The organism is Affinundibacterium baiyunense, from assembly GCF_018139645.1.
GTDB lineage: Bacteria > Pseudomonadota > Gammaproteobacteria > Burkholderiales > Burkholderiaceae_D > Undibacterium > Undibacterium baiyunense.
Window position 1 is genome coordinate 31,075 of sequence record NZ_JAGSPM010000006.1, and the last position, 22,183, is coordinate 53,257.

The following is a 22,183-nucleotide window of genomic DNA, read 5'->3' on the forward strand; positions in this document are numbered from 1 at the left end:
AGCTTATAACCACAGACAGGTCTTCGAGTTTGGGTACAAGATTAAAGACGAGTTTAGCCGCTATAGAACTGACATCCCACTTTTTTCACCAATGCTTTCTCTCCAGCCGTACCCGACAGGAACAGGCAGTAAGTCGCGTTGTTCTCGGTTTCGGTTTCAATAATGAGGTCGAGCTTACCATCTTTATCGAGGTCGCCTGCCCACACCAGTGAGACGCCCGCACGAACTTCCTCTAAGGTCGTGCTCAACACGCCGTTATAAAGCGTAATCTTGCCGGATTTGTTCATGGTGAACCCATATTCCATACCTTTGTAGCTCATTTTGATGGTGCCAGGATCGTCTTTAAATAAACGTCTTCGCTCCCCAGAAAACTTCATATTTGGGGTATCGACTTTTCCCGGTGTAAGGCTGCGCTCGTGCAGTAGCGCAATTGCCTTGTCGTGGTTCGATGTCACCACTTGGTTCTCTATGCTGACCTTAGTTGGCATCAATTCCCAACGTCCATCTTTGACTGCCAGCGCCAGCCAGTCGTATGCTGGAAAAGTAAACTTATCAAGATCTTCATCCTGGAATTTTCCAGGGATTAGAATCGAAAATGCAATGCCGATATCTTGGGCGATTGCGCAAGTCAGTGTAGAGACAAGAACCAAGCTGGTGATCATCAATTTACGCATGAGTGAGATTGGCGTGTGATGTTGCAGTTGAACGCGAAGGAAAGTGAACATGAGTGCTGATACTTACTCAGTTCTTGCTGCGTCTGTGGAAGTTGTTGGTCTAATCCACAATGTGCCATCAGGTGGTTGAATTAGGCGAGGTGTAGGGGCTTTAACGCTGATTTGAGATGAGCCGCACAACGCCGCTCTACGAAACCAAAACAATATCACGCCGTCATCCTCGAATGTAATGTTAAGTTCGGTCATTGCCTCATTCTCCTGGTATGTAACGAATAACATTTCCATCTGAATGCAAAATCAATGTAACGTGGCCACCGGGAGAGGTTAAAGGGCGGCCATTTGAGTAGCCGCGGATAAAAATAGCAAATACTTCAAAGCCCTCGTTCGTCTGTTTAACTCTGTAGCGTGCATCGACCGACCTTTGTGCGCTCCTCTCAAGGTAGGCTTGCACGCGCAAAACAATACGTCGCTCCTCAACGGAAAAGTGTGGATCATCAGGGCTCAGCATGTCGTCAAAAGACTCGGATGTAGCATTGAACAGAAGAGGCGTGTTGGTCGATGTTTGTTCTGTACATCCTAGCAACGCAATAAAACTCAACAAAGCGAGAAGAGTACGCATAGAACTTAATGCTTGAGTGATGGGATGGACTCCCCCGCCTTTTTGCGCGATATTAAGCGCACTGGTTCACATTGGGGATGGGGGTCAGATTTCAACGTAAGGAGTCCACTATGAATACTACTACTGTGGCCGTTGATTTGGCCAAATCTGTTTTTCAACTTGCAGTTGCCGATCTGAATTGGCGAGTTATTGAACAACACCGATTGACTCGTGCACAATTCGAACGATGGTTCACTAATCGTAACGTTTCGCTGGTCATTATGGAAGCTTGTGGCTCTGCTCATCATTGGGCGCGTTCTTTGAATGCTCTCGGTATCGAAGTCAAGTTACTTTCAGCAGCATACATCAGAGCTTATGTAAAACGCAATAAAACAGATGCCGCCGATGCATGTGCATTGTTAGAAGCTGTGCGTTGTGCTGATATTCGCCCTGTTAAGATTAAATCGATTGAGCAACAAGCTTTGCAAGGTTTGCATCGCACACGTTCACTCTGGATGGGAACGCGCACCTCGCGCATCAATGCGCTGCGCGGTTTCTGTCGTGAATTCGGTATTTCCGTTGCGACTGGAAGTCGCAACGGCATAGAACAAATCTCACGCGTTCTAGCCGATCCAAATACTTCTGTTCCTCATCTGATACGCGGAACAATGAAGTTGCTGATCGAAGAAATCCATTTACTTGAAGCACGAGTCACCCAATTAGAAAAAGAACTGACCCAGCTCGCGAAGCAAAGTGCAGCATGCACAACCCTACTTTCAATACCAGGTATCGGCTTATTAACGGCGACCGCGATGATTGCTGCCACAAGTGGAAGCGTTGCTCACTTCAAAGATGCTCGTCATTTCGCGAGCTGGTTCGGACTGACGCCGAAAGAGTACTCATCTGGTAACACGCGATACCTAGGACACATTTCCAAACGCGGTGATCGCTATCTTCGTATGCTTTTAACGCACGGTGCACGCTCCGTTTTGCGAGCGGCTAGCGTCAGCTTTAGTGCGGGGCGACACTTAGACGATCTGCGAAGCTGGGCACTGAAAGTGCAAGGTCGAACTAACCACAACAAAGCGGCCTGCGCACTAGCCAACAAACTGGCCCGCATTTGCTACGCGACGCTGCGTGATGGTGAAGACTATGGAACCGTACAACGCATGAATAAAAAATTAGAAAGGACTTCGTATGCAATGCCAGCTTAAATTAACAAATTAGGAATTGAGAGCATGATTTCCCACCAGCCTTTGCGTAGAGATTGTACCCATCATGGCACAACGGAACGCAACCAGATCATTGAACGCCGATGATATTTAAACTGCGCTTCCGGCAGCTTCACGCCTGCCCGATGTTTCTTAATCTAGCGAGTGGCGCAATGATCACGCAGATTCCATGTCGGCACGGAACACAATAGATTCCACATTAGATGCCGGATATACGACTGCAGGCTTATTCTACACGCCAAATCTATTGATTAATTTCTTGTACTTTGGGGGGAGTCCATATACGATGGGTTAGGCCGCATTCAGCGCTCGTTGTGTGGCTTCAGAAGCTTGCACACAGTTCCGAGACTCCATTTCGCGCTGTAATGCGATCCGAGCATCCTTCGTAAGTGGCGACCCTGAAGACAAGAGAGTCGTTGGGTTGGTCATGCAGGAGAACCAGCTGAGCCCATCTTTGGTTATGCACTCCAGCATGAGATTCGCACATCTCTTCCAACTGACTTCTTCCGCAGTGAAATCGAAGTCATAGAGTCTGCGACCGGGCGACTCCGGATCAGGGATCCCGTCGCTGCTTGGCCCATTTAGACCGGCTGCAGGGTGGTTGTCGGACCTGACACGTACACCAAAATGGACTCGGAACGAGGCAGCGAAGGTGTACTTGTGGACGTGAATGAACTCGATGACGTACTCACCCGGGCGGGTGAAGAACGTGGGTTTCGTGCGCTCGAACCCGAGTGGCTTAAGCATTCCTGCAAGGAGGCGAAGCACCTTCTGCGCATCGCGTGACTCTTGCTTCTTCTCTGGGGATCCAGGAAGAGCCGGGCGTAAAATTTGACGTTCGTTCATGCGGCCTAACTTGTTTTAAAGTGAATGAAACCGAAGCTAACACATGCATGCATTTAATGCAATGATGTTCTAATGCCTGTGAAAAGCAGATGGGGCTTGAGGCTTCGTTGTTATACTGTATATACGTCCAGTTTAACAAAAGGAACCTATGATTTGGATGAGTTTTGTTATTTGCTCTTCGCCCTGGTGGCCTGTTTTGGATTAAAGCACGTGCCAACTTTCCCAAGCTCCACATAACCACTTCTCAAACAAATTACAGCAAAAAATCTCTCTTGATCATCGGTTTCATAGCAGTCAATGCTCATAGCTATATTCACTCCGTCCCCAATAAAAAATAATGAAAAATAAGACCAGTTTTTATAAACTCTGACCCTAATTTTTCTTGTTGTTTTTCCTGTTGCGCTGCACTATTCTTGAGCCCAAGTTTGATTTTTCATTGTCTGTTTGCGAGTTTTCAAAACTTTATTTGGAGGTTCTCGCAAAACATCAGTAGGTACTTCGGTATCACGCAAAGTAGGGGAATGTTATGCACGCACAAGGTTTATACGATCCAAGTAATGAAAAAGATGCCTGCGGTGTCGGTTTTGTTGCGCATATCAAGGGCAAGAAGTCGCATGCCATCGTTGAGCAAGGTTTGTTGATTCTGAAAAATTTGGATCACCGTGGCGCGGTCGGTGCTGATGCCTTGATGGGTGACGGTGCGGGTGTGTTGATTCAGATTCCTGATCAATACTATCGCGAAGAGATGGCGAAGCAGGGTGTGGACTTGCCGCCGCCAGGTGAGTATGGCGTGGGTATGATTTTCTTGCCGAAGGAACATGCTTCTCGTTTGGCCTGCGAACAAGAAATCGAACGTGCGGTGCGGGCTGAAGGTCAAGTAGTCTTGGGTTGGCGCGATGTGCCGGTAGATCGCGAGATGCCGATGTCGCCGACTGTGCGTGAAAAAGAGCCAGTGATACGCCAGATCTTTATCGGTCGCGGCCCAGACATCATGGTGACCGATGCTTTAGAGCGTAAGCTGTACGTGATTCGTAAATCTGCAGTACATGCGATTGAAGCTTTGCACCTCTTGCATGGTAAAGAATACTTCGTGCCGTCGATGTCGGCACGTACCATCGTCTACAAAGGTTTGCTGTTGGCTGACCAAGTCGGCGTTTACTACAAAGACTTGCAAGACGAACGTTGTGTATCAGCATTGGCTTTGGTGCATCAGCGTTTCTCCACCAATACTTTCCCAGAATGGCCATTGGCTCACCCATACCGCATGATTGCGCACAACGGCGAGATCAATACGGTGAAAGGTAACTTCAACTGGATGCGTGCACGTGAAGGTGTGATGAAGTCGGCTGTACTCGGTGATGATCTGCAAAAGCTGTATCCACTGATTTTTGAAGGCCAATCGGATACCGCAAGTTTCGATAACGCGCTTGAACTCCTGGTGATGGCAGGTTACCCAATCGCCCAAGCGATGATGATGATGATTCCTGAGGCTTGGGAAAATCATACGATGATGGACGACAACCGTCGTGCTTTCTACGAATACCATGCAGCGATGATGGAACCATGGGATGGCCCAGCGGCGATGGCATTTACCGACGGTCGTCAAATCGGTGGTACTTTGGATCGTAATGGTTTGCGTCCAGCGCGTTACATTATTACTGACGATGATTTAGTGGTGATGGCTTCGGAATCTGGCGTGTTGCCAATTCCAGAAGCACGTATCATCAAAAAATGGCGTCTACAACCAGGCAAGATGTTCTTGATCGATCTCGAAGCAGGTCGCATCATCGACGATAAAGAAATCAAAGATACCTACGCAAACGCCAAGCCTTACAAGCAATGGATTAATTCAGTGCGTATCAAGCTCAGTTCCTTGAAAGGCGAGCCAGACAATACGCCAGAAGCCGCGTCGTTATTGGATCGTCAGCAAGCGTTTGGTTACACTCAGGAAGACATTAAATTCTTGATGGAACCAATGGCGGTATCGGGTGAAGAGGCGATTGGTTCTATGGGCAATGATGCTTCCTTGGCGGTGATGTCCAACAAGCTCAAACCGCTCTACAACTATTTCAAACAGTTGTTCGCACAAGTGACGAATCCACCGATCGATCCTATCCGCGAAGCGATGGTGATGTCTTTGGTGTCTTTCATTGGTCCTAAGCCGAATCTGCTCGACACAAATAACATCAATCCACCGATGCGTTTGGAAGTATCACAACCGATCTTGAATTTCGATGACATCGCCAAGCTGCGTAATATCAGCGCGAATACCGGCGGCAAGTTCAAATCTTATGAACTCGATATTTGCTATCCAGTCGCTTGGGGCAAAGATGGTATCGAAGCACGCTTGGCATCCATCTGTGCAGAAGTGGTCGATGCGGTCAAATCTGGTCATAACATCATGATCATCACCGATCGCAAAATGGATGCGAACTTTGTCGCGATTCCAGCTTTGTTGGCGACTTCTACTGTGCATCAGCATTTGGTCAGCAAGGGTTTGCGCACTACAACCGGCTTGGTGGTAGAAACAGGTTCTGCACGTGAGACACATCACTTCGCTTTGTTGGCTGGCTATGGCGCAGAAGCAGTGCATCCGTACTTGGCGATGCAAACGCTAGCAGATATGGCGAACAAGTTGAAAGAGGTAGACGCAGAAAAAGCTATCTACAACTACACCAAAGCAGTTGGCAAAGGCTTGCATAAAGTCATGTCGAAAATGGGTATCTCGACTTATATGTCTTATTGCGGCGCGCAGATTTTTGAAGCCGTTGGTTTGAATAAATCCTTGGTCGATAAATACTTCAAAGGTACGGCATCGAATGTCGAAGGTATTGGTGTATTTGAAGTAGCAGAAGAAGCGCTGCGTTTGCACAAGGCTGCTTTCGGTAGCGATCCTGTGCTGACCAATGCTTTGGATGCGGGTGGTGAATATGCTTTCCGTATCCGCGGCGAAGATCATATGTGGACGCCAGATTCGATTGCGAAATTGCAGCATTCCACACGTTCGAATAATTTTAATTCCTACAAAGAATACGCGCAGATCATCAATGATCAATCGAAACGTCATATGACTTTGCGTGGCTTGTTTGAATTCAAAATTGATCCAAGCAAAGCAATTCCTTTGGATCAAGTCGAGCCAGCTAAAGAAATCGTCAAACGTTTTGCGACGGGCGCGATGTCTATGGGGTCTATTAGTACCGAAGCCCATGCGACTTTGGCGGTGGCGATGAATCGTATCGGTGGTAAATCGAATACCGGTGAAGGTGGTGAAGATCCTGCGCGCTACACACAAGAATTGAAGGGTATTCCGATCAAGCAGGGCGCGAGTTTGGCGTCGGTGATCGGGCGTGATCAAGTCGAGGTGGATATTGATTTGCAAGAAGGCGATTCCTTACGCTCACGCATCAAACAAGTCGCGTCTGGTCGTTTTGGTGTGACAGCAGAATACTTAAGCTCTGCCGATCAGATTCAGATCAAGATGGCACAAGGTGCGAAGCCAGGTGAAGGCGGTCAATTACCAGGTCATAAAGTATCCGAGTACATAGCGAAATTGCGTTTCTCTGTGCCAGGCGTGGGCTTGATTTCTCCGCCACCGCATCACGATATTTATTCCATCGAAGATTTGGCGCAGTTGATTCATGATTTGAAAAACGTCAATCCACGTGCATCGATTTCAGTGAAGTTGGTATCCGAAGTTGGCGTTGGTACGATTGCAGCAGGTGTGACCAAAGCAAAGTCAGATCATATCGTGATCGCTGGTCATGACGGTGGTACTGGTGCATCGCCTTTGTCATCAATTAAACATGCAGGCACGCCATGGGAACTCGGATTGTCTGAAGCGCAGCAAACTTTGGTCTTGAATGGCTTACGCGGTCGTGTCCGTGTACAAGCAGACGGCCAAATGAAAACCGGTCGTGACGTCGTTATCGCGGCGATGTTGGGCGCAGATGAAATCGGTTTTGCGACAGCACCGTTGGTGGTAGAAGGTTGCATTATGATGCGCAAGTGCCATTTGAATACTTGCCCAGTCGGTGTCGCAACACAAGACCCAGAGCTGCGTAAGAAATTCTCTGGCAAGCCAGAATACGTGGTGAACTATTTCTTCTTCGTTGCAGAAGAAGCGCGTCAAATCATGGCGCAGCTTGGTATCCGCACTTACGACGAATTGATCGGCCGCGTTGATCTCTTAGATAAGTCAAAAGCGATCTCACACTGGAAAGCCAAGGGCTTAGATTTCAGCCGCATTTTCCATCAAGTTGATGCAGGTGATGAGGCTGCGATTCGTCATGTGGAAGAACAAGACCATGGTTTGGATAAAGCGCTAGACAATAAGTTGATCGCTCAAGCCAAATTGGCCTTGGAAACCGGTGAGAAAGTTTCTTTCATCCAGCCGATTAAAAACTTGAACCGCACCGTTGGCGCTATGTTGTCGGGTGAAGTGGCGAAGCGTTACGGTCATGCTGGTTTGCCTGACGACACTATTCATGTGCAGTTGCAAGGTACAGCGGGCCAATCAGCGGGTGCGTTCCTGGCGCGCGGCGTGACATTGGATTTGGTTGGTGAAGGCAATGACTATGTTGGTAAGGGTTTATCTGGTGGCCGCATTATCATCCGTCCAAATACCGAATTCCGTGGTTGGGCAGTCGATAACATCATTTGTGGCAATACAGTGTTGTATGGCGCAATTGCCGGGGAGGCTTTTATTAACGGTGTAGCGGGCGAACGTTTTGCGGTACGTAATTCTGGTGCATTAGCGATCATCGAAGGCACGGGAGATCATGGTTGTGAATACATGACAGGCGGTACGGTGGTGGTGCTTGGTGCCACAGGTCGTAACTTCGCGGCTGGTATGTCTGGTGGTATCGCGTATGTCTACGATCCAGATGGCGAGTTTGCAGCGAAATGCAATATGGCGATGGTCAGTTTGGAATCGGTGTTGGCGGGTGACGAGCAAGAGAAAACCATAGACAAATCTCTGTGGCACGCGAAAACACGCGGCGGTGAGCGTGAAACGGATGAAGCAATTTTGCGTAGTTCAATTGAGCGTCATTTCAAACATACAGGCAGCACCCGCGCCCGCAATTTGTTGGACGACTGGGCACGTAGTCGCGCTAAATTTGTGAAGGTGTTCCCGAACGAATACAAGCGCGCTTTGGCTGAGATGTATGTGGCTGAACAGGCTGCTTTGAAATTGGAAAAAGCGGCTTAAGGATCGAGGTTCGATAAAGCCCCCTCTCCCGCAGGCGGGAGAGGGTTGGGGTGAGGGGAATTCAGATTAGCGAGATGCATGTTGCAAAGTGATTCGTCGGATTTTAAGAACTGACAGTGCAATAAAGTTTTTGCCTTATCGACCGCCCTCATCCCCAACCCTTCTCCCGCTTGCGGGAGAAGGGAGCAAAACTCGTTGAGATTTAAAAAGTTAAAACACGCGCATAGCGCCTAGCAAATTAGAGGTTTTATCATGGGAAAAGTAACCGGTTTTATGGAATACCAGCGCTTGCAAGAAGCGAGCGAAGCGCCTAAAACACGCCTGAAGCATTACAAAGAATTTTTGATGCACTTGGATGATGGCCAAGCCAAAATCCAAGCTGCACGTTGTATGGATTGTGGTATTCCGTTTTGCAATAACGGCTGCCCCGTCAATAACATCATTCCCGACTGGAATGATTTAACCTACAACGGCAATTACCAGCAGGCTTTGGAGGTGCTGCATTCAACGAATAACTTTCCAGAGTTCACTGGAAGAATTTGCCCAGCACCTTGTGAATCTGCTTGCACACTCGGCATCAATGAGCTGCCTGTCGGCATCAAATCGATAGAACATTTCATCATCGACAAGGGTTGGGAAAATGGTTGGGTTACACCACAAATTCCAGCACAGAAGACGGGGAAGAAAGTGGCGATTGTCGGCTCTGGCCCAGCAGGTCTGGCAGCAGCACAGCAATTGGCGCGTGTTGGGCATGATGTCACTGTGTTCGAAAAAAATGATCGTGTCGGTGGCTTGCTACGTTACGGCATTCCTGATTTTAAAATGGAAAAATCCCATATCGACCGTCGCGTTGAACAAATGCAAGCAGAGGGTGTGACCTTCCGCACGGGAGTTTTAGTTGGTAAAGATTTCCCTAGCAATATTACGAACTGGTCAAAAGAGACAGTGTCTCCCGACGAGTTGAAAAAAGAATTTGATGCCGTGATCGTCGCAGGTGGTGCCGAAGTGCCGCGCGATTTACCTGTGCCTGGTCGTGAGCTCAAAGGTGTGCACTTTGCAATGGAATTTTTGCCGGTGCAAAATAAGGTGAATGCAGGAGACAAATATAAAGATCAGATCATGGCAAGCGGTAAGCATGTGGTCGTGATCGGTGGTGGCGATACAGGTTCAGATTGCGTGGGAACATCGAATCGCCATGGCGCAAAATCAGTCGCTCAATTTGAACTGATGCCACAGCCACCAGAGCAGGAGAATAAGCCTTTAGTCTGGCCTTACTGGCCAACCAAATTACGCACATCCTCTTCGCACGAAGAAGGCTGTGATCGTGATTGGGCAGTCGCTACAAAACGCTTAGAAGGTAAAGGCGGCAAAGTAGAAAAACTGATCGCTTGCCGCGTTGAATGGAAAGACGGCAAGATGAGTGAAGTGCCTGATTCTGAATTTGAAATGAAGGCTGACTTAGTATTGTTGGCAATGGGCTTCGTCTCACCAGTTGGTCAAGTTTTAGAAGCCTTCGGTGTCGATAAAGATGCTCGTGGCAACGCACGTGCGACGACGGACGGCGAAGGTTGCTACAAAACCAATGTGGAGAAAGTCTACGCAGCAGGCGATATGCGTCGTGGGCAATCTTTAGTCGTGTGGGCAATTCGTGAAGGTCGTCAATGCGCGCGTGAGGTTGATGCGTTCTTGATGGGAGAATCAGTTTTGCCACGATGATTATTCTGTGGTGACCTCAGTTGCACCAAAATTTTTGAGTAGCACCATGTTGTTTAAGGCTTCCCTCCAATATGTCTTTTAACGGATGTGTTGGAGGTTTTTTTTTAGTCAACGCATCACTAATCAGCATGCATTTGAATCCAAGAAATTGTCGATCTTTGATCGATAAAGTCTTTTGATAAGCAGGTGCTGATGTAAGTTTTTATTCAGAAAATATTGATGAGTTATTGTTCATTTTCGATCTCTGTTGATGGGGTAGGCGCAATCAGTGGCAGAACTAACTCAAATATCGTGCCTTTTCCAACACGACTTTTGACTTTAATACTCCCACCCAAAATCGCGGTGACGATGTTGTAGCTGATGTGTAAGCCCAAGCCGCTTCCGCCTTGGCCCATGCGGGTGGTAAAGAAGGGATCGAAGATGCGGCTGAGATTGTCTTCACTGATACCTTTTCCATTGTCCTTTATTTGAATTCGTACTTTATCTAAATTAATGCGATTGGCAGAAATGCGAATTTCACCGCTGTGTCTTTCGTCGAACGCGTGCACGAGTGCGTTGATGATCATATTGCTGATTACTTGCCCATAGGGGCCGGGGTAGCTGTCTAATTCGATATCCGCAGGGATTTGAATTTTGAGTTGATGTAGATCTCGTCGTATCCGCCCACCTAATGTGGAGGCGACTTCGGTGGTGACGGTTTGTAAGTTAAATACGCGGCGTTTGTCGGAGGTTTGGTCAACCGCGATTTGTTTGAAACTGGTTATCAGATTGGCGGCATTTTCTAAATTTCTCATTAACAGCGTGCAAGCGGTTTTGGTTTGCGCACTGAAATTTTCTAAACGCGAGCGACGAATGCTCCCTGCGTGAATATCCTGTACTAATTGTTCGCTGAGTTCATCAAGCGAACTCGCAGTGAGTAAGCTATTGCCGATAGGCGTGTTAAGTTCATGCGCGATGCCTGCAACGAGCGACCCCAGCGCCGCTAGTTTTTCTTGTTCGACTAATTTACTTTGCGTTATCTGCAGGCGTTGATAAGAACTGGCATTCTCAAACGCTACTGCGGCATAAGAGCCGAGCGAGCGTAGGATGGTGACATCACTGTCTTGGTAGGTGTTGCTATTCTCACTTTGTACTGAGATCACTCCTATGACGCGCTGATTTAACATAATCGGCACATAGATAGCGGAGCGTGGCATTCTTACCGTTTGATGATCGCCCGGTTTGATTTGGCTGGTATTAAATTCGAGACTAATGAAGCTGTCGAGTTCTCTGGTGTCTAAAGTGAGCTCATTGAATAATAGTTCTTTACCCGAAAGCACGCATTGTGTAGCCGGTTGTTCTTTTGCCTCCAGACTGCGTTGATAAGATGGAATTGCTTGTCCATTTTCGATCACGTAGTCGAAACGAATCACACGGTGTTCCCAGTCAACAATGCCTATGCCAAAGGTGTTGCCTGGTATAAGTTCTTGGACGAAGGTGTACAGGCTCTTTTCGATTGCATGAACTTCTAATGAAGCGGTGATCTGCTTCCCCATTTCCGCTAGTAGCGCAATTTTATGTCTTGCCTGTTCTGCTGCGTCCTTTTGCAGCATAGCTTCCCGTGTGCGTTCTATGACTTCTTGTTCTAAGTGTTTTTTATTAGCACGTAAGCGCAACGTGTATAGATGTATTCCGCCAAAAATGGTGGCACTAATCATGATGATCCATAAGGCATACGCCCAATGCGTGCGATACCATGGTGGCAGAATACTGAACTGATATACGGCTTCTTCTGAAATACTTCCGTAGATATTTCTCGCTCTGACGCGAAAGTGATAATTGCCTTCGGGGATATTTGTATATTCTTTAGCGCTGATCCGACTCCATTCGCTCCACTGTGGGTCGAATCCTTCTAGTTGATATTGAAATTGTGTGCTGCCGGGCTTCTCAAAAAAGTCTGCGGCAAATTCAAACACTAAAGCATTTTGTTGATAAGCGAGTTGCGGAACATAGGATGCCGTTTGCCTTAATTGAAATGCAGTGAGGGCGCTTTCATTTGCGGTTTTCTTGCCATAACTTCCTTCAAAGATTATGTCAGAGGTATTGGCTGCCACGCGTCTTATCATTGCGAAGAATGTTTGCGTATAGTTTTTTTCTGCTTGTGTATCAATGCGATAAAGGTTTTCTCCCATCAACCATATACTTCCATCAGGATGTACATAGGCTGATTCGTCGTTGGCGCTCAAACCACGGAATGCTTGGCTACTATTTTCAAAACTACCATCTGGTTTGCGTTGGAGTAGTTGCACACCATCTGCAGTTTGTAATAGATAGGTGCCTGCTTGCACCACATTGATATCGCTTACACTGAGGCTGCCATCACTAAATCGTGTACCAAAACGTGGGTCTGCTTTAAATTGTGTTTGATCTGAAGTATCTGACCATGCCGCGATGTTTGCGCTATATAGCCCTTTGCTAGTGGTAACGAATAAAGTGTCATCAATAAACTTTGCGCGATTTCCATTCAGATGTGGCAAGCCATGTTCAAGCCCGATTCGTTGAAGTCGAATTTGACTAGGATCATCACCTGTAAAGTGCACGCGAATTAATCCTTGCACTTCGGAAGATAACCATAAATCACCGCTAGCATCGGCACTAATGCGTCGAATGTTTTCGTGGATTTGTGGGAGCCTATGAAATAACTTCCATTCTTTATTTTCGCGTTTGAAAATTTCTAATCCACCCATTTTTCCCATAAATAGATAATCAGGCCAACGTGGTGAAGTGCCAATAGCATAACCATCGGTGCCGGAATCGTTGATGCGTTGAACTTGGTTGTTCGCCAGCTTGAATAAGCCGCGACTAGAGGCAATCATCAGATCACCGGCAATTTCTTTGAACTGCCAGATCTCACTAGGGCTATTCGGGATGGTGACAAACTGTGCGGCATCTTGTGTCTGCTTATAATGAAATGGTACTTGTCGGAGTATGCCTTGATAGGTGCCGACATAAAATTCATTTTGATACGCAATACTGGAGATCGAAATTCCATCGATGCCATTGCGCGCGTTGTAGACCGTTTGTGGCACGCTCAATTCAATATGTGAAATACCAGAATTGGTGCTCGCCCATAAATTGTTGGCTTTATCAAGCATCACACTGGCAACTGTATTGTCGATCAAGCCCGCATTGCGATTGATAGCTGCATGCACTTTACCTTGACGATTGAGCAGTATGAGGCCGCCTTTGATGGTACTAATAGCAAACAGATGTTCGCCTATCGGTATCATCTTGTACAGAAACAGCTTATCGATGCTAATGTAGTCATCGATTTCTGTGCTGAATTTGCGTATTTGCGCTGCGGTTTTATCGTTGCCGAGAGGCTGATAACTTTTTTGTGTATCGCTCCAAAGTGAGCCAAGGTCTAGTACAAGAAAATCTCCCGAAGCACGTGCTGCAAGGATTTGATGCTTGCCAAAATAGCTAAGCACTACACGCTTACCGTTTCCCACTTTTGCAAAATCCGGAAGTGTAGTAATTTTGCCAGCGGCAATCATACTTAAACCTGTTTCGCTATCTACATAAAAAAGGTGGTCATTCATTACCATCGCTTGCGATGAGGCAAACTTCCCACTTAAGACGCTGATCTGACCTTGGTGGTAACGAAAAATTCTGCTACGTGTTAAGAAGTAAGTGCCGTGCGAGGTGGTCTCAATCTGCCACACATCATTAAAGTTGCGCTCGTGTGCAGGAATTTTTTCTAGTAGTGAGATTGCTTCAACTTTGCCTTTTTTATCCACCGCGAGGTAACCAAGATCACCAATAGAACCATAAAAAATTGTTTGATCTTGGGCGATGGCCAACGCACGAACAATTGGGTTTCCCGTAGTCGCAATGTTCTGCCAACGCTGACCATCAAATTCAATTAGACCTGATGAATTGCCAAAGTAAATAATGCCGCGCTGATCTTGAACGGAGATCCAATTTTGGCTGTGTGCTTTATATGTTTTGGAATCGTAATTGTGGATGATAGGCGAGCCCAGCATGGGCGCTATTGGAGGGAGTGTATTCGTTAATTGCGGTGCTTGTGCCTTAGCATACATCGCACTATACAATAGCACGATGCCAAGTAAAAAGCGGATGCTAGCGTTGAACGAACCCCCAAATAGCCGCACTGCGCATCCTCCTTCTCATTTGAAAGACATTAACGTAAATGCAAATACACTGATTTAACTTGTAATCCGATTTTGATAGGGCGATCTACAATTCGCGCTAGCACTAATTTAGCATCGAATTTTTGTGCTAAGTGCTTCACGACTGTTTAAATGTCATATAGTGATGCGAAACAGTTGCGGTACGCATACATTTGTGATGGATGAGAACAATTTAAATAATTTACTTGTCAATATGCTTTGGTATGAATTCAGCAAGTTGAATACACCTTTGACGTTAGAGGCCTATCTTCAATGGAAGTGATTTATAAATTAACGCATGCTAGTGAGCGGTGCACTCAAGCATTGCAGTATTGAACTTTGAAGCATGCCAAGGAATCTATGCTTCGATCAGAATTAAATTGAGTCGCTAAACGTCTCAAGAAATCAAGGAGTACATAAGATGAAAAAATTTCGCGTTAAATTGGGCTTGTCGATAGTCGTTTTATTTTTCACCAATATGGTGTCAGCACAACAAACCGCCTTGTTGGCTTTAGGACCTCAAGAAGCGAAATCTTTACATGCACCATATGAATTTCGAGTCGCTAATTTCTCCAAAGATGAAGGTGCATATGGCAGCGGTGACTTGGTACTCATCATTAGCAATGACACTAAAACTGCGATCATCAATTTAAACGGCACGCGAACCGAATTACGCGCCCTACAAATGAATCAAAACACCGAATGCAAGACAGGCACAAGCCGTCAGCAAGTCTACGCAAAAGAGCAATTGCGTTTGCAAGTCAAATTAACATTGAGAGCGGGCGAAGAAGCATGTTGGGCGGAAGGATTAATTTCTATCCGCACTGATAAACACACGCATCGTTATTTGGTGAAGGGTGTTAGTGGTTTGTGATGGTTTGGCGATCTTACAGATGTTTCAGTAAGTGCTTGCGTGTCCACAGCTTGTTCGCGAAACCAAGCGCGACTAGACCTAAGCAGATAACTCCAAACAAATAGGAAAAGCCCAATTCAAATAGACCGGCTGACATGGGGTTTCGATTCTGTACAAAGAAGGCCATGCCAATCAGTGCAGCAAACAATAAGCTAGATAGAAACAGATAAAAAATTACTCTAGAAGGATTGCGGCAGCCACGAATAAGAATGCCAACGCAGTAGGCAGCCAATAGTTCGATCGCGAGGATGATCACAGCGACCAAGCTTGAAAATTTGGGCAATGTAAATTCTCGTGCGAACAGCATATTGAAAGTGATGGTGATCATCAAGACCACTCCTATCCAAATTAAGTGGTAGATTACGCTTGATTTCAGAAGGTGCGTAGCGATAAATCCTTCACGTAGTGCGCCAGGGCGTAACAGATGACGCCAATGCAAATTTCTTCCTACTATGTGTGTACTGCTCAACATCGAAAAAAGTATGAATGCTAAGCAGTGTGGCAGCGATACACCTTGTCCCCACGTAAGTTTCATGTCTCTGGTAAGGATGAGAACGCCAATCAATCCTAGTATTTTTGTCCCCCAATCGATACTGGGCAGTGTCGCTGATTTTGATGATGGTTTGCGAATATTCAAGCTATAAAAACTAAGATAGAAATGTTTAATTACTTGAATAATATTCAGATTTTTGATTTCTTGATGAAACGAGATGCCTTTTGATAATGGGGCTTTTTTCCAGTGATAGTGCAGACAAAAAGCAATGATTGGCCATGCAAGAGACAATGAACCTTTTAACCACAATACAATTTCAGAATCGCTAGTTTGTAATATCTCGTGGTGGCTAACAAGACCAATAATCGTCGCGATGATCAAGCTATTCAACATTGTATTGAAGTAGCGATTTAGGAATAAGGGGATGATGAATCCCAGACTAATGCTCAGCGATGTCAGCGCTAATAAATCGAGTGTTGAGAATGATATTGAGTGACGAATTCCAATAATGCCGATCGAAGCAAGTAATAAGCCCGACCACAGTGAAGCGCGTTTGATTAGTATGTTTTGCCATGCTTGCCAAAGTGAACTTGGTGTTTGTAGTGTAGCAAAAACTTTTGCGCCAGCTAACATGCCACAACCACATCGATAGCCCGCGACAAATAAGCTCATCAGGCTGGCAGCGATAAATAGTGTAGTGAAAATTGGTGACACTACTTGATTCAATAAAAGCGTACTCCATTCGATCAATAAAAGTAGAAACCAAAGCTTACTAAAGTAGCCCGCATAGGTGTGATCGAACTGAAAATCGTATGGGAATGTTTTCATCATCATGAATTTAGTGCGATGAAAAGATCGTCGAGATTGTTTACCGATGGCATCGCCTCGATGGCGGTGTAATTGATGAACGATGTTTCTTGATTGTTCACAGCATCTCTTATCTTACGAATATCGACGATTTGTTGCTGTGAGTTTTCTGCGATACAAAGTTGCTGCGGGACTGGCGTTGTGGTTTTCGGTATGATGCGAATGAACGCTAAGACATTGTCCCATTCTTCAAATAATTGTATGCGCCCATCGCGAATAAATGCGACGTGTGAAATGACGCGCTCTAAATCGCTAAGTAAATGACTCGATATGATAATGGTTGGATGGTATTGAAATTGCTGAGTAGAAGATGTCGTATCACTTTCGAATTCTTCGTCCTCGTTTGAGTAGAAATCAAATTTGAATGCACTATCTTGAAATAGTGAACGCATGAAATCGCGTCGAGTCATTGGATCTAAACTTGAAACAGGCTCATCCATCACGATTAAATCAGGCTGATGGGCAAGTGCCAGCACGACAGCTAGCTTTTGTTGATCGCCGCTAGACAATTGATTGACTTCTCGCGTCATCGGCAAACGTAAGCGGATCGCTAATTCAAGCGCTCGCCTTTCTTGCCAGCGAGGATATGCTTGGCCTATCATTTTGATGTGTTTTTCAACAGTTAGCCATGGAAATAAATCTGCGGCTTGCGCGACAAATCCTAGTCGCTCTCGAATGGCATCATTGATCGACAAAGTTGGTGTGTTAAAAATTCGAACTTCGCCTGCTTGTGGTACTTGTAAGCCGACAATACAGCGTAGCAGACTAGATTTGCCACTTCCGTTGGCGCCAATTAAACCAACAACCGCACCTTGCGGTATCGCTAAATTGATATCGTTCAGAACAGATTTGAATCCATAAGCAAGATGTAATCGATCGCATTCGATTGCGTAGGAATGGGTATTAGTCTGCGTCATGTTTGTTTTCAATTCCTAGCGTTTTAAGCGCTTGATCAAAAAGTTTTAAAGCTTGTGAATGATCTAAACCCAGTTGCTGCGCAACTTGCGCAGCGCTGAGCATAGCGGGCATGGCCAAATTCGTTTTATCTTTTGTGCTGCGCCGTCGATCTGCAACCACCATACCGACACCACGCATACGTACTAATACACCTTCTACCTCGAGCATGTTGTAGGCCTTGCTGACAGTCATTGGATTGATTGCATATTGCAAAGCAACGCTGCGTACCGATGGTAATGTATCGCCGGCGTTCAATAGTCCGCTGACGATATAGCGCTTCACCTGATCCATGATCTGGCGAAAAATTGGCGTGCTACTAGATGGATGTATATCGTAATTCATTGCGAATTAGTGTATCACTACGATAATACGCAATGCAACTGCGAAATTTAGCTGGAAAGTGTTTTTTGGTATTGAGAGGCTCTTGCGAAGAAAATAGCAAGGAGAAAATTCGTTTAGTGCGAATTAGCGAGTTGCCCCACGAATTAGCACTAAACGATTTTACTAAATATGCAAAGCGTGTCCTAAAGCACGTAATGCAGCTTCTTGTACTGCTTCGCCCAAGGTGGGATGTGAGTGGATGGTGCCAGCGACATCTTCTAAGGTGGCACCCATTTCTAAGGACAATCCAAAAGCCGCGCTGAGTTCTGAGACGCCTTTGCCAACCGCTTGCCAACCAAGGATTAAGTGATTGTCTTTGCGAGCGACCACGCGTACGAAACCTTCGCTTGATTCTAAAGTCATGGAGCGACCATTCGCTGCAAATGGGAACATGGCGCTAATTGCTTCGATGCCAGCTGCTTGTGCTTCTTGCGGTGATTTGCCGACGACGACTAATTCTGGATCAGTAAAGCATACTGCTGGGATCGAGGCTGGCATGAAGTGACGGCGTTTACCTGCGATTATTTCTGCCACCATTTCGCCTTGTGCCATAGCGCGATGCGCCAACATAGGTTCGCCCGCCACATCGCCAATCGCCCATACATCACGCATAGACGTGCGGCATTGATCGTCGATTTTGATAGCGCGTCCGTTCATGTCTAGCATTAAGCTTTCCACGCCAAAGCCTTCGGTGCGAGGACGACGTCCAACCGCGACTAAGACTTTATCGCAAGTGAGTTCAGATTCTTCACCTGCCGCGTTTTTGATACGCACGGCGCTATGGTCGGCATTCATCCCTTGTACAGTGCAGCCCAAGTGGACTTCGATTCCCAATTGTTTGAGTGCCGTTTTGACGACCTTGGTAAGCTCTTCATCGTAGGCAGGCAAGATGCGATCGAGTGACTCCACAACAGCGACTTCTGCGCCGAGCTTGCGATACGCGATGCCGAGTTCGAGACCGATGTAGCCGCCACCAACGACTACTAGTTTCTTAGGAACTTCAGTTGGGGAGAGGGCTTCGGTCGAGCTGATGACTTTGCCATTGCTGGAACCAAAGGGCATGAAAGGCAATTCGACCGGTGTGGAGCCCGATGCGATCAGCAAGTGTTGGCAAGTAATGCGCTGAACTTCTTTGCCATCTTGTATGACGGCGACCGTTTTGCCATCAATAATTTGCGCCCAGCCTTTAATGACTTGCGCGCCGTTTTTTTTCAGTAAAGCGCCGACCCCGCTGGTTAAGCGTTTGACGATGCCATCTTTCCAGCTAACAGTTTGCTCGATGTTGATGCTGGGATCGCTGACTTGGATGCCGATAGATGAACCATGCGCATAATGCTTGGCCTTCTCAAATTCTTCAGCGGCATGGATCATGGCTTTGGATGGAATACAGCCGATGTTGAGGCAAGTACCGCCGAGCTGATCGCCTTCGATCAGGATGGTCGGAATTTTAAGCTGTGCAGCGCGAATCGCTGCGATATAACCGCCGGGGCCACCGCCGATCACGACTAGAGTTGTGGATGTTGTTTGCATGATTTGTTCCGAAATTAGTATTGTCTGAATTCTGTTATGTCACATTCCCGTCTCCCGCAGGCGGGAGAAGGGCTAGGGATGAGGGTGCTTGGACGTGCCGTAAACTGCGGAAAAATTTCTGGTAGTGCGACGACGTTTTTTATTGCCCTAAAGAGCGAAGTACATTTCTGAATCACCCTCACCCTAACCCTCTCCCGCTTGCGGGAGAGGGAGCTATTTACTCAATAAACAACGTAGCCGGACACTCCAAATAGCCACGAATCGTCTGAATAAACTGCGCCGCATCCATACCATCAACTACGCGATGATCAAATGACGAGGACAAATTCATCATCTTGCGCGCCACCACTTGGCCATTGCGTATCATCGGACGTTCCACCATTTTATTGACACCAATGATGGCAACCTCGGGAGAATTGATGACGGGTGTTGATACGATGCCGCCCAAAGCACCCAAGCTAGAAATTGTGATCGTCGAGCCAGACAATTCTTCACGCGTCGCTTTGCCAGTACGCGCTGCTTCAGCGAGACGTCCCATTTCATTGGCGTTACTCCAGAGGTCACGCGCTTCGGCATGACGTACGACCGGCACCATCAAACCCGCAGGCGTTTGTGCCGCAATGCCTAGATGAACCGCAGCAAATTGGGTGACGACACCGGCTTCATCATCGTAACGCGCATTAATTTGTGGATAGTCGCGTACTGCTAACACTACTGCACGCATCAGCAGAGGTAGCAAACTGAGCTTACCGCGTTCTTTGCCCCACTTTTGATTGAGTTGTGTGCGCAAAGCTTCAAGTTCAGTGACGTCAACTTCCTCGACATAAGAGAAATGCGGAATACGACGTTTAGCGTCTTGCATTTTTTGTGCAATTTTTCGACGTAGACCAATCACTGGAATTGCCGTTTCTTCGTGCAACTCGCGATAAGTGCTACCGCCCGATCCTGCAGAAACCGGACCACGCGCAAGGTATGCTTCAAGATCTTCATGCGTGATGCGACCTGCGGTTCCTGTGCCCGGCACAAATTGCAACTCAATACCTAAATCCCAAGCACGGCGACGCACGGCGGGCGAGGCGATTGGTTTTTCACCATCGGCGCGAGCCGCACCTGGTAAGTTGCTGCTAGATTTGGCTGCCACTGGCGCTGTGGTTGCTGGTGTTATTGGCGTTGGAGTAGGTGCAACTGGAGCTGGTTTTTCGACTACGGACGGCGCTGCAGTTGCCGCTGCAGGTGCAGGCGTTGTTGGTGCGGCCGCCACTGGCGTAGCTGCGTTGGCATCCACGTTGCCTGCACCTTCCACTTCAATGCGTATCAACTCAGAGCCTACCGCCATCACCTGACCAGCAGCACCACCAAGTGCCAAAACCTTGCCGTGCACAGGGCTAGGAATTTCAATGGTCGCTTTATCGGTCATGACATCCGCCATGACTTGATCTTCGACGATCATGTCGCCCACTTTGACATTCCACGCAACCAACTCAACTTCTGCAATACCTTCACCGATATCCGGCATTTTAATGACATGAATACCCATCTTATTTCTCCATCGCACGTTTAAATGCCGCGGCAACGCGGGCTGGACCAGGGAAGTAATCCCATTCTTGCGCATGTGGGTAAGGCGTATCCCAACCTGTCACGCGTTCGATGGGTGCTTCCAGATGGTAGAAACAATGCTCTTGAACTAGTGCAGTGAGTTCGGCGCCGAAGCCGCTGGTGCGGGTCGCTTCATGCACAATCACACAACGTCCAGTCTTCTTTACAGATTTCAAAATAGTGGATAAATCGAGTGGCCATAAGCTGCGCAGATCGATGATTTCAGCATCGATGCCACTTTCTTGCGTTGCTGCTTCAGAGACCCATACCATCGTTCCATAAGTCAGTACAGTTAAGTCTTTGCCTTCGCGGAAAACGGCTGCCGATTCAAGCGGCACAGTGTAATAACCCTCGGGCACATCGCCCATAGGATGTTTAGACCATGGTACTACCGGTTGATCATGATGGCCATTGAATGGGCCGTTATAAATCCGCTTAGGCTCTAAGAAAATTACCGGGTCATTGTTTTCGATAGAAGCGATCAACAAGCCTTTGGCATCGTAAGGATTAGATGGCATCACTGTGCGCAAACCGCAGACATGGGTAAATACCGCTTCAGGGCTTTGACTATGGGTTTGACCACCGTAGATACCGCCACCACAAGGTGTACGTATCGTCAACGGTGCGGTGAAGTCACCAGCAGAGCGGAAACGCAAACGCGCTGCTTCAGAGACGATTTGATCGTACGCAGGGTAGATGTAGTCGGCAAATTGAATCTCGATACAAGGACGCAAGCCATATGCGCCCATACCAATTGCTGCACCCACGATACCACTTTCGGAAATCGGCGCATCAAACACACGCGATTTGCCATATTTCTTTTGTAAACCTTCGGTACAGCGAAATACACCACCGAAGTAGCCAACGTCTTGTCCAAAGACGACGACATTGTCATCACGCTCTAACATCACATCCATCGCTGATCGTAGCGCCTGAATCATGGTCATCGGCGTGGATTTACCTTTTAGATCTTCACTCATTACATGGTTCCTTTAGCTA

14 protein-coding genes are annotated in these 22,183 nt (G+C 47.0%); 4 read left to right on the plus strand and 10 right to left on the minus strand.

The genetic code is table 11. From position 1 onward, the window contains the following. Positions 1-53: 53 nt before the first annotated feature. Together KDM92_RS10860 and KDM92_RS10865 are read right to left on the minus strand one after the other, a co-directional pair. Complete coding sequence (locus KDM92_RS10860) at positions 54-725, minus strand: hypothetical protein (protein ID WP_212684381.1); 672 nt, start codon at positions 723-725, stop codon at positions 54-56. Positions 726-924: 199 nt separating this feature from the next. Next, complete coding sequence (locus KDM92_RS10865) at positions 925-1,293, minus strand: hypothetical protein (RefSeq protein ID WP_212684382.1); 369 nt, start codon at positions 1,291-1,293, stop codon at positions 925-927. 110 nt (positions 1,294-1,403) lie between these two features. On the opposite strand from KDM92_RS10865, the gene KDM92_RS10870 reads away from it, so the two are divergent. Beyond that, on the plus strand, positions 1,404-2,486 hold the full coding sequence (locus KDM92_RS10870) for an IS110 family RNA-guided transposase (protein ID WP_212684383.1): 1,083 nt from the start codon (positions 1,404-1,406) through the stop codon (positions 2,484-2,486). A 309-nt stretch (positions 2,487-2,795) separates the two neighbouring features. Here the strand turns inward: KDM92_RS10870 and KDM92_RS10875 are convergent, their stop codons facing one another. Beyond that, a complete protein-coding gene (locus tag KDM92_RS10875; protein WP_212684384.1) occupies positions 2,796-3,350 on the minus strand; it encodes a hypothetical protein in 555 nt (184 codons plus the stop codon). A 526-nt stretch (positions 3,351-3,876) separates the two neighbouring features. Between KDM92_RS10875 and KDM92_RS10880 the strand changes: the two genes are divergently transcribed. Further along, positions 3,877-8,559, plus strand: a complete 4,683-nt coding sequence (locus KDM92_RS10880; protein WP_212684385.1) for a glutamate synthase-related protein — start codon at positions 3,877-3,879, stop codon at positions 8,557-8,559. Between the two features lie 252 nt (positions 8,560-8,811). After that, positions 8,812-10,275, plus strand: coding sequence for a glutamate synthase subunit beta (locus tag KDM92_RS10885; protein ID WP_212684387.1), 1,464 nt, complete (start codon positions 8,812-8,814; stop codon positions 10,273-10,275). 224 nt (positions 10,276-10,499) lie between these two features. On the opposite strand, the gene KDM92_RS18870 is transcribed toward KDM92_RS10885, so the two are convergent. Further along, positions 10,500-14,429, minus strand: coding sequence for an ATP-binding protein (locus KDM92_RS18870; RefSeq protein ID WP_212684388.1), 3,930 nt, complete (start codon positions 14,427-14,429; stop codon positions 10,500-10,502). A 439-nt stretch (positions 14,430-14,868) separates the two neighbouring features. Here KDM92_RS18870 and KDM92_RS10895 point away from each other — a divergent pair, with 439 nt between their 5' ends. Next, positions 14,869-15,321 (plus strand): hypothetical protein, encoded by a 453-nt coding sequence (locus KDM92_RS10895; protein ID WP_212684390.1) that lies wholly within the window; start codon positions 14,869-14,871, stop codon positions 15,319-15,321. A 13-nt stretch (positions 15,322-15,334) separates the two neighbouring features. Here KDM92_RS10895 and KDM92_RS10900 read toward each other — a convergent pair whose 3' ends face one another. From KDM92_RS10900 to KDM92_RS10925, 6 genes are all read right to left on the minus strand, one after another. Beyond that, on the minus strand, positions 15,335-16,681 hold the full coding sequence (locus tag KDM92_RS10900; protein ID WP_212684392.1) for a hypothetical protein: 1,347 nt from the start codon (positions 16,679-16,681) through the stop codon (positions 15,335-15,337). Between the two features lie 2 nt (positions 16,682-16,683). Next, positions 16,684-17,637 (minus strand): ABC transporter ATP-binding protein, encoded by a 954-nt coding sequence (locus tag KDM92_RS10905; RefSeq protein WP_212684394.1) that lies wholly within the window; start codon positions 17,635-17,637, stop codon positions 16,684-16,686. Continuing rightward, entirely contained in the window at positions 17,624-18,019 is a 396-nt protein-coding gene (locus tag KDM92_RS10910; protein ID WP_212684395.1) for a GntR family transcriptional regulator, read from the minus strand. Before KDM92_RS10910 ends, KDM92_RS10905 begins: the two co-directional genes overlap by 14 nt. Before the next feature lie 162 nt (positions 18,020-18,181). Further along, the gene (gene lpdA / locus KDM92_RS10915) at positions 18,182-19,591 is read right to left on the minus strand and encodes a dihydrolipoyl dehydrogenase (RefSeq protein WP_212684673.1); all 1,410 of its coding nucleotides are present in this window, start codon (positions 19,589-19,591) and stop codon (positions 18,182-18,184) included. Positions 19,592-19,805: 214 nt separating this feature from the next. Further along, positions 19,806-21,125, minus strand: a complete 1,320-nt coding sequence (locus KDM92_RS10920; protein WP_212684396.1) for a dihydrolipoamide acetyltransferase family protein — start codon at positions 21,123-21,125, stop codon at positions 19,806-19,808. A gap of 1 nt (position 21,126) precedes the next feature. Then, positions 21,127-22,164 (minus strand): alpha-ketoacid dehydrogenase subunit beta, encoded by a 1,038-nt coding sequence (locus tag KDM92_RS10925; RefSeq protein WP_212684397.1) that lies wholly within the window; start codon positions 22,162-22,164, stop codon positions 21,127-21,129. Positions 22,165-22,183 lie beyond the last annotated feature (19 nt).

Excerpts from the sequence above, each read along its gene's own strand:
- KDM92_RS10860 (WP_212684381.1), bottom strand. The coding sequence starts at position 725 with ATGTTCACTTTCCTTCGCGTTCAACTGCAACATCACACGCCAATCTCA.
- KDM92_RS10865 (WP_212684382.1), bottom strand. The coding sequence starts at position 1,293 with ATGCGTACTCTTCTCGCTTTGTTGAGTTTTATTGCGTTGCTAGGATGT.
- KDM92_RS10870 (WP_212684383.1), top strand. The coding sequence starts at position 1,404 with ATGAATACTACTACTGTGGCCGTTGATTTGGCCAAATCTGTTTTTCAA.
- KDM92_RS10875 (WP_212684384.1), bottom strand. The coding sequence starts at position 3,350 with ATGAACGAACGTCAAATTTTACGCCCGGCTCTTCCTGGATCCCCAGAG.
- KDM92_RS10880 (WP_212684385.1), top strand. The coding sequence starts at position 3,877 with ATGCACGCACAAGGTTTATACGATCCAAGTAATGAAAAAGATGCCTGC.
- KDM92_RS10885 (WP_212684387.1), top strand. The coding sequence starts at position 8,812 with ATGGGAAAAGTAACCGGTTTTATGGAATACCAGCGCTTGCAAGAAGCG.
- KDM92_RS10895 (WP_212684390.1), top strand. The coding sequence starts at position 14,869 with ATGAAAAAATTTCGCGTTAAATTGGGCTTGTCGATAGTCGTTTTATTT.
- KDM92_RS10900 (WP_212684392.1), bottom strand. The coding sequence starts at position 16,681 with ATGAAAACATTCCCATACGATTTTCAGTTCGATCACACCTATGCGGGC.
- KDM92_RS10905 (WP_212684394.1), bottom strand. The coding sequence starts at position 17,637 with ATGACGCAGACTAATACCCATTCCTACGCAATCGAATGCGATCGATTA.
- KDM92_RS10910 (WP_212684395.1), bottom strand. The coding sequence starts at position 18,019 with ATGAATTACGATATACATCCATCTAGTAGCACGCCAATTTTTCGCCAG.
- KDM92_RS10920 (WP_212684396.1), bottom strand. The coding sequence starts at position 21,125 with ATGGGTATTCATGTCATTAAAATGCCGGATATCGGTGAAGGTATTGCA.
- KDM92_RS10925 (WP_212684397.1), bottom strand. The coding sequence starts at position 22,164 with ATGAGTGAAGATCTAAAAGGTAAATCCACGCCGATGACCATGATTCAG.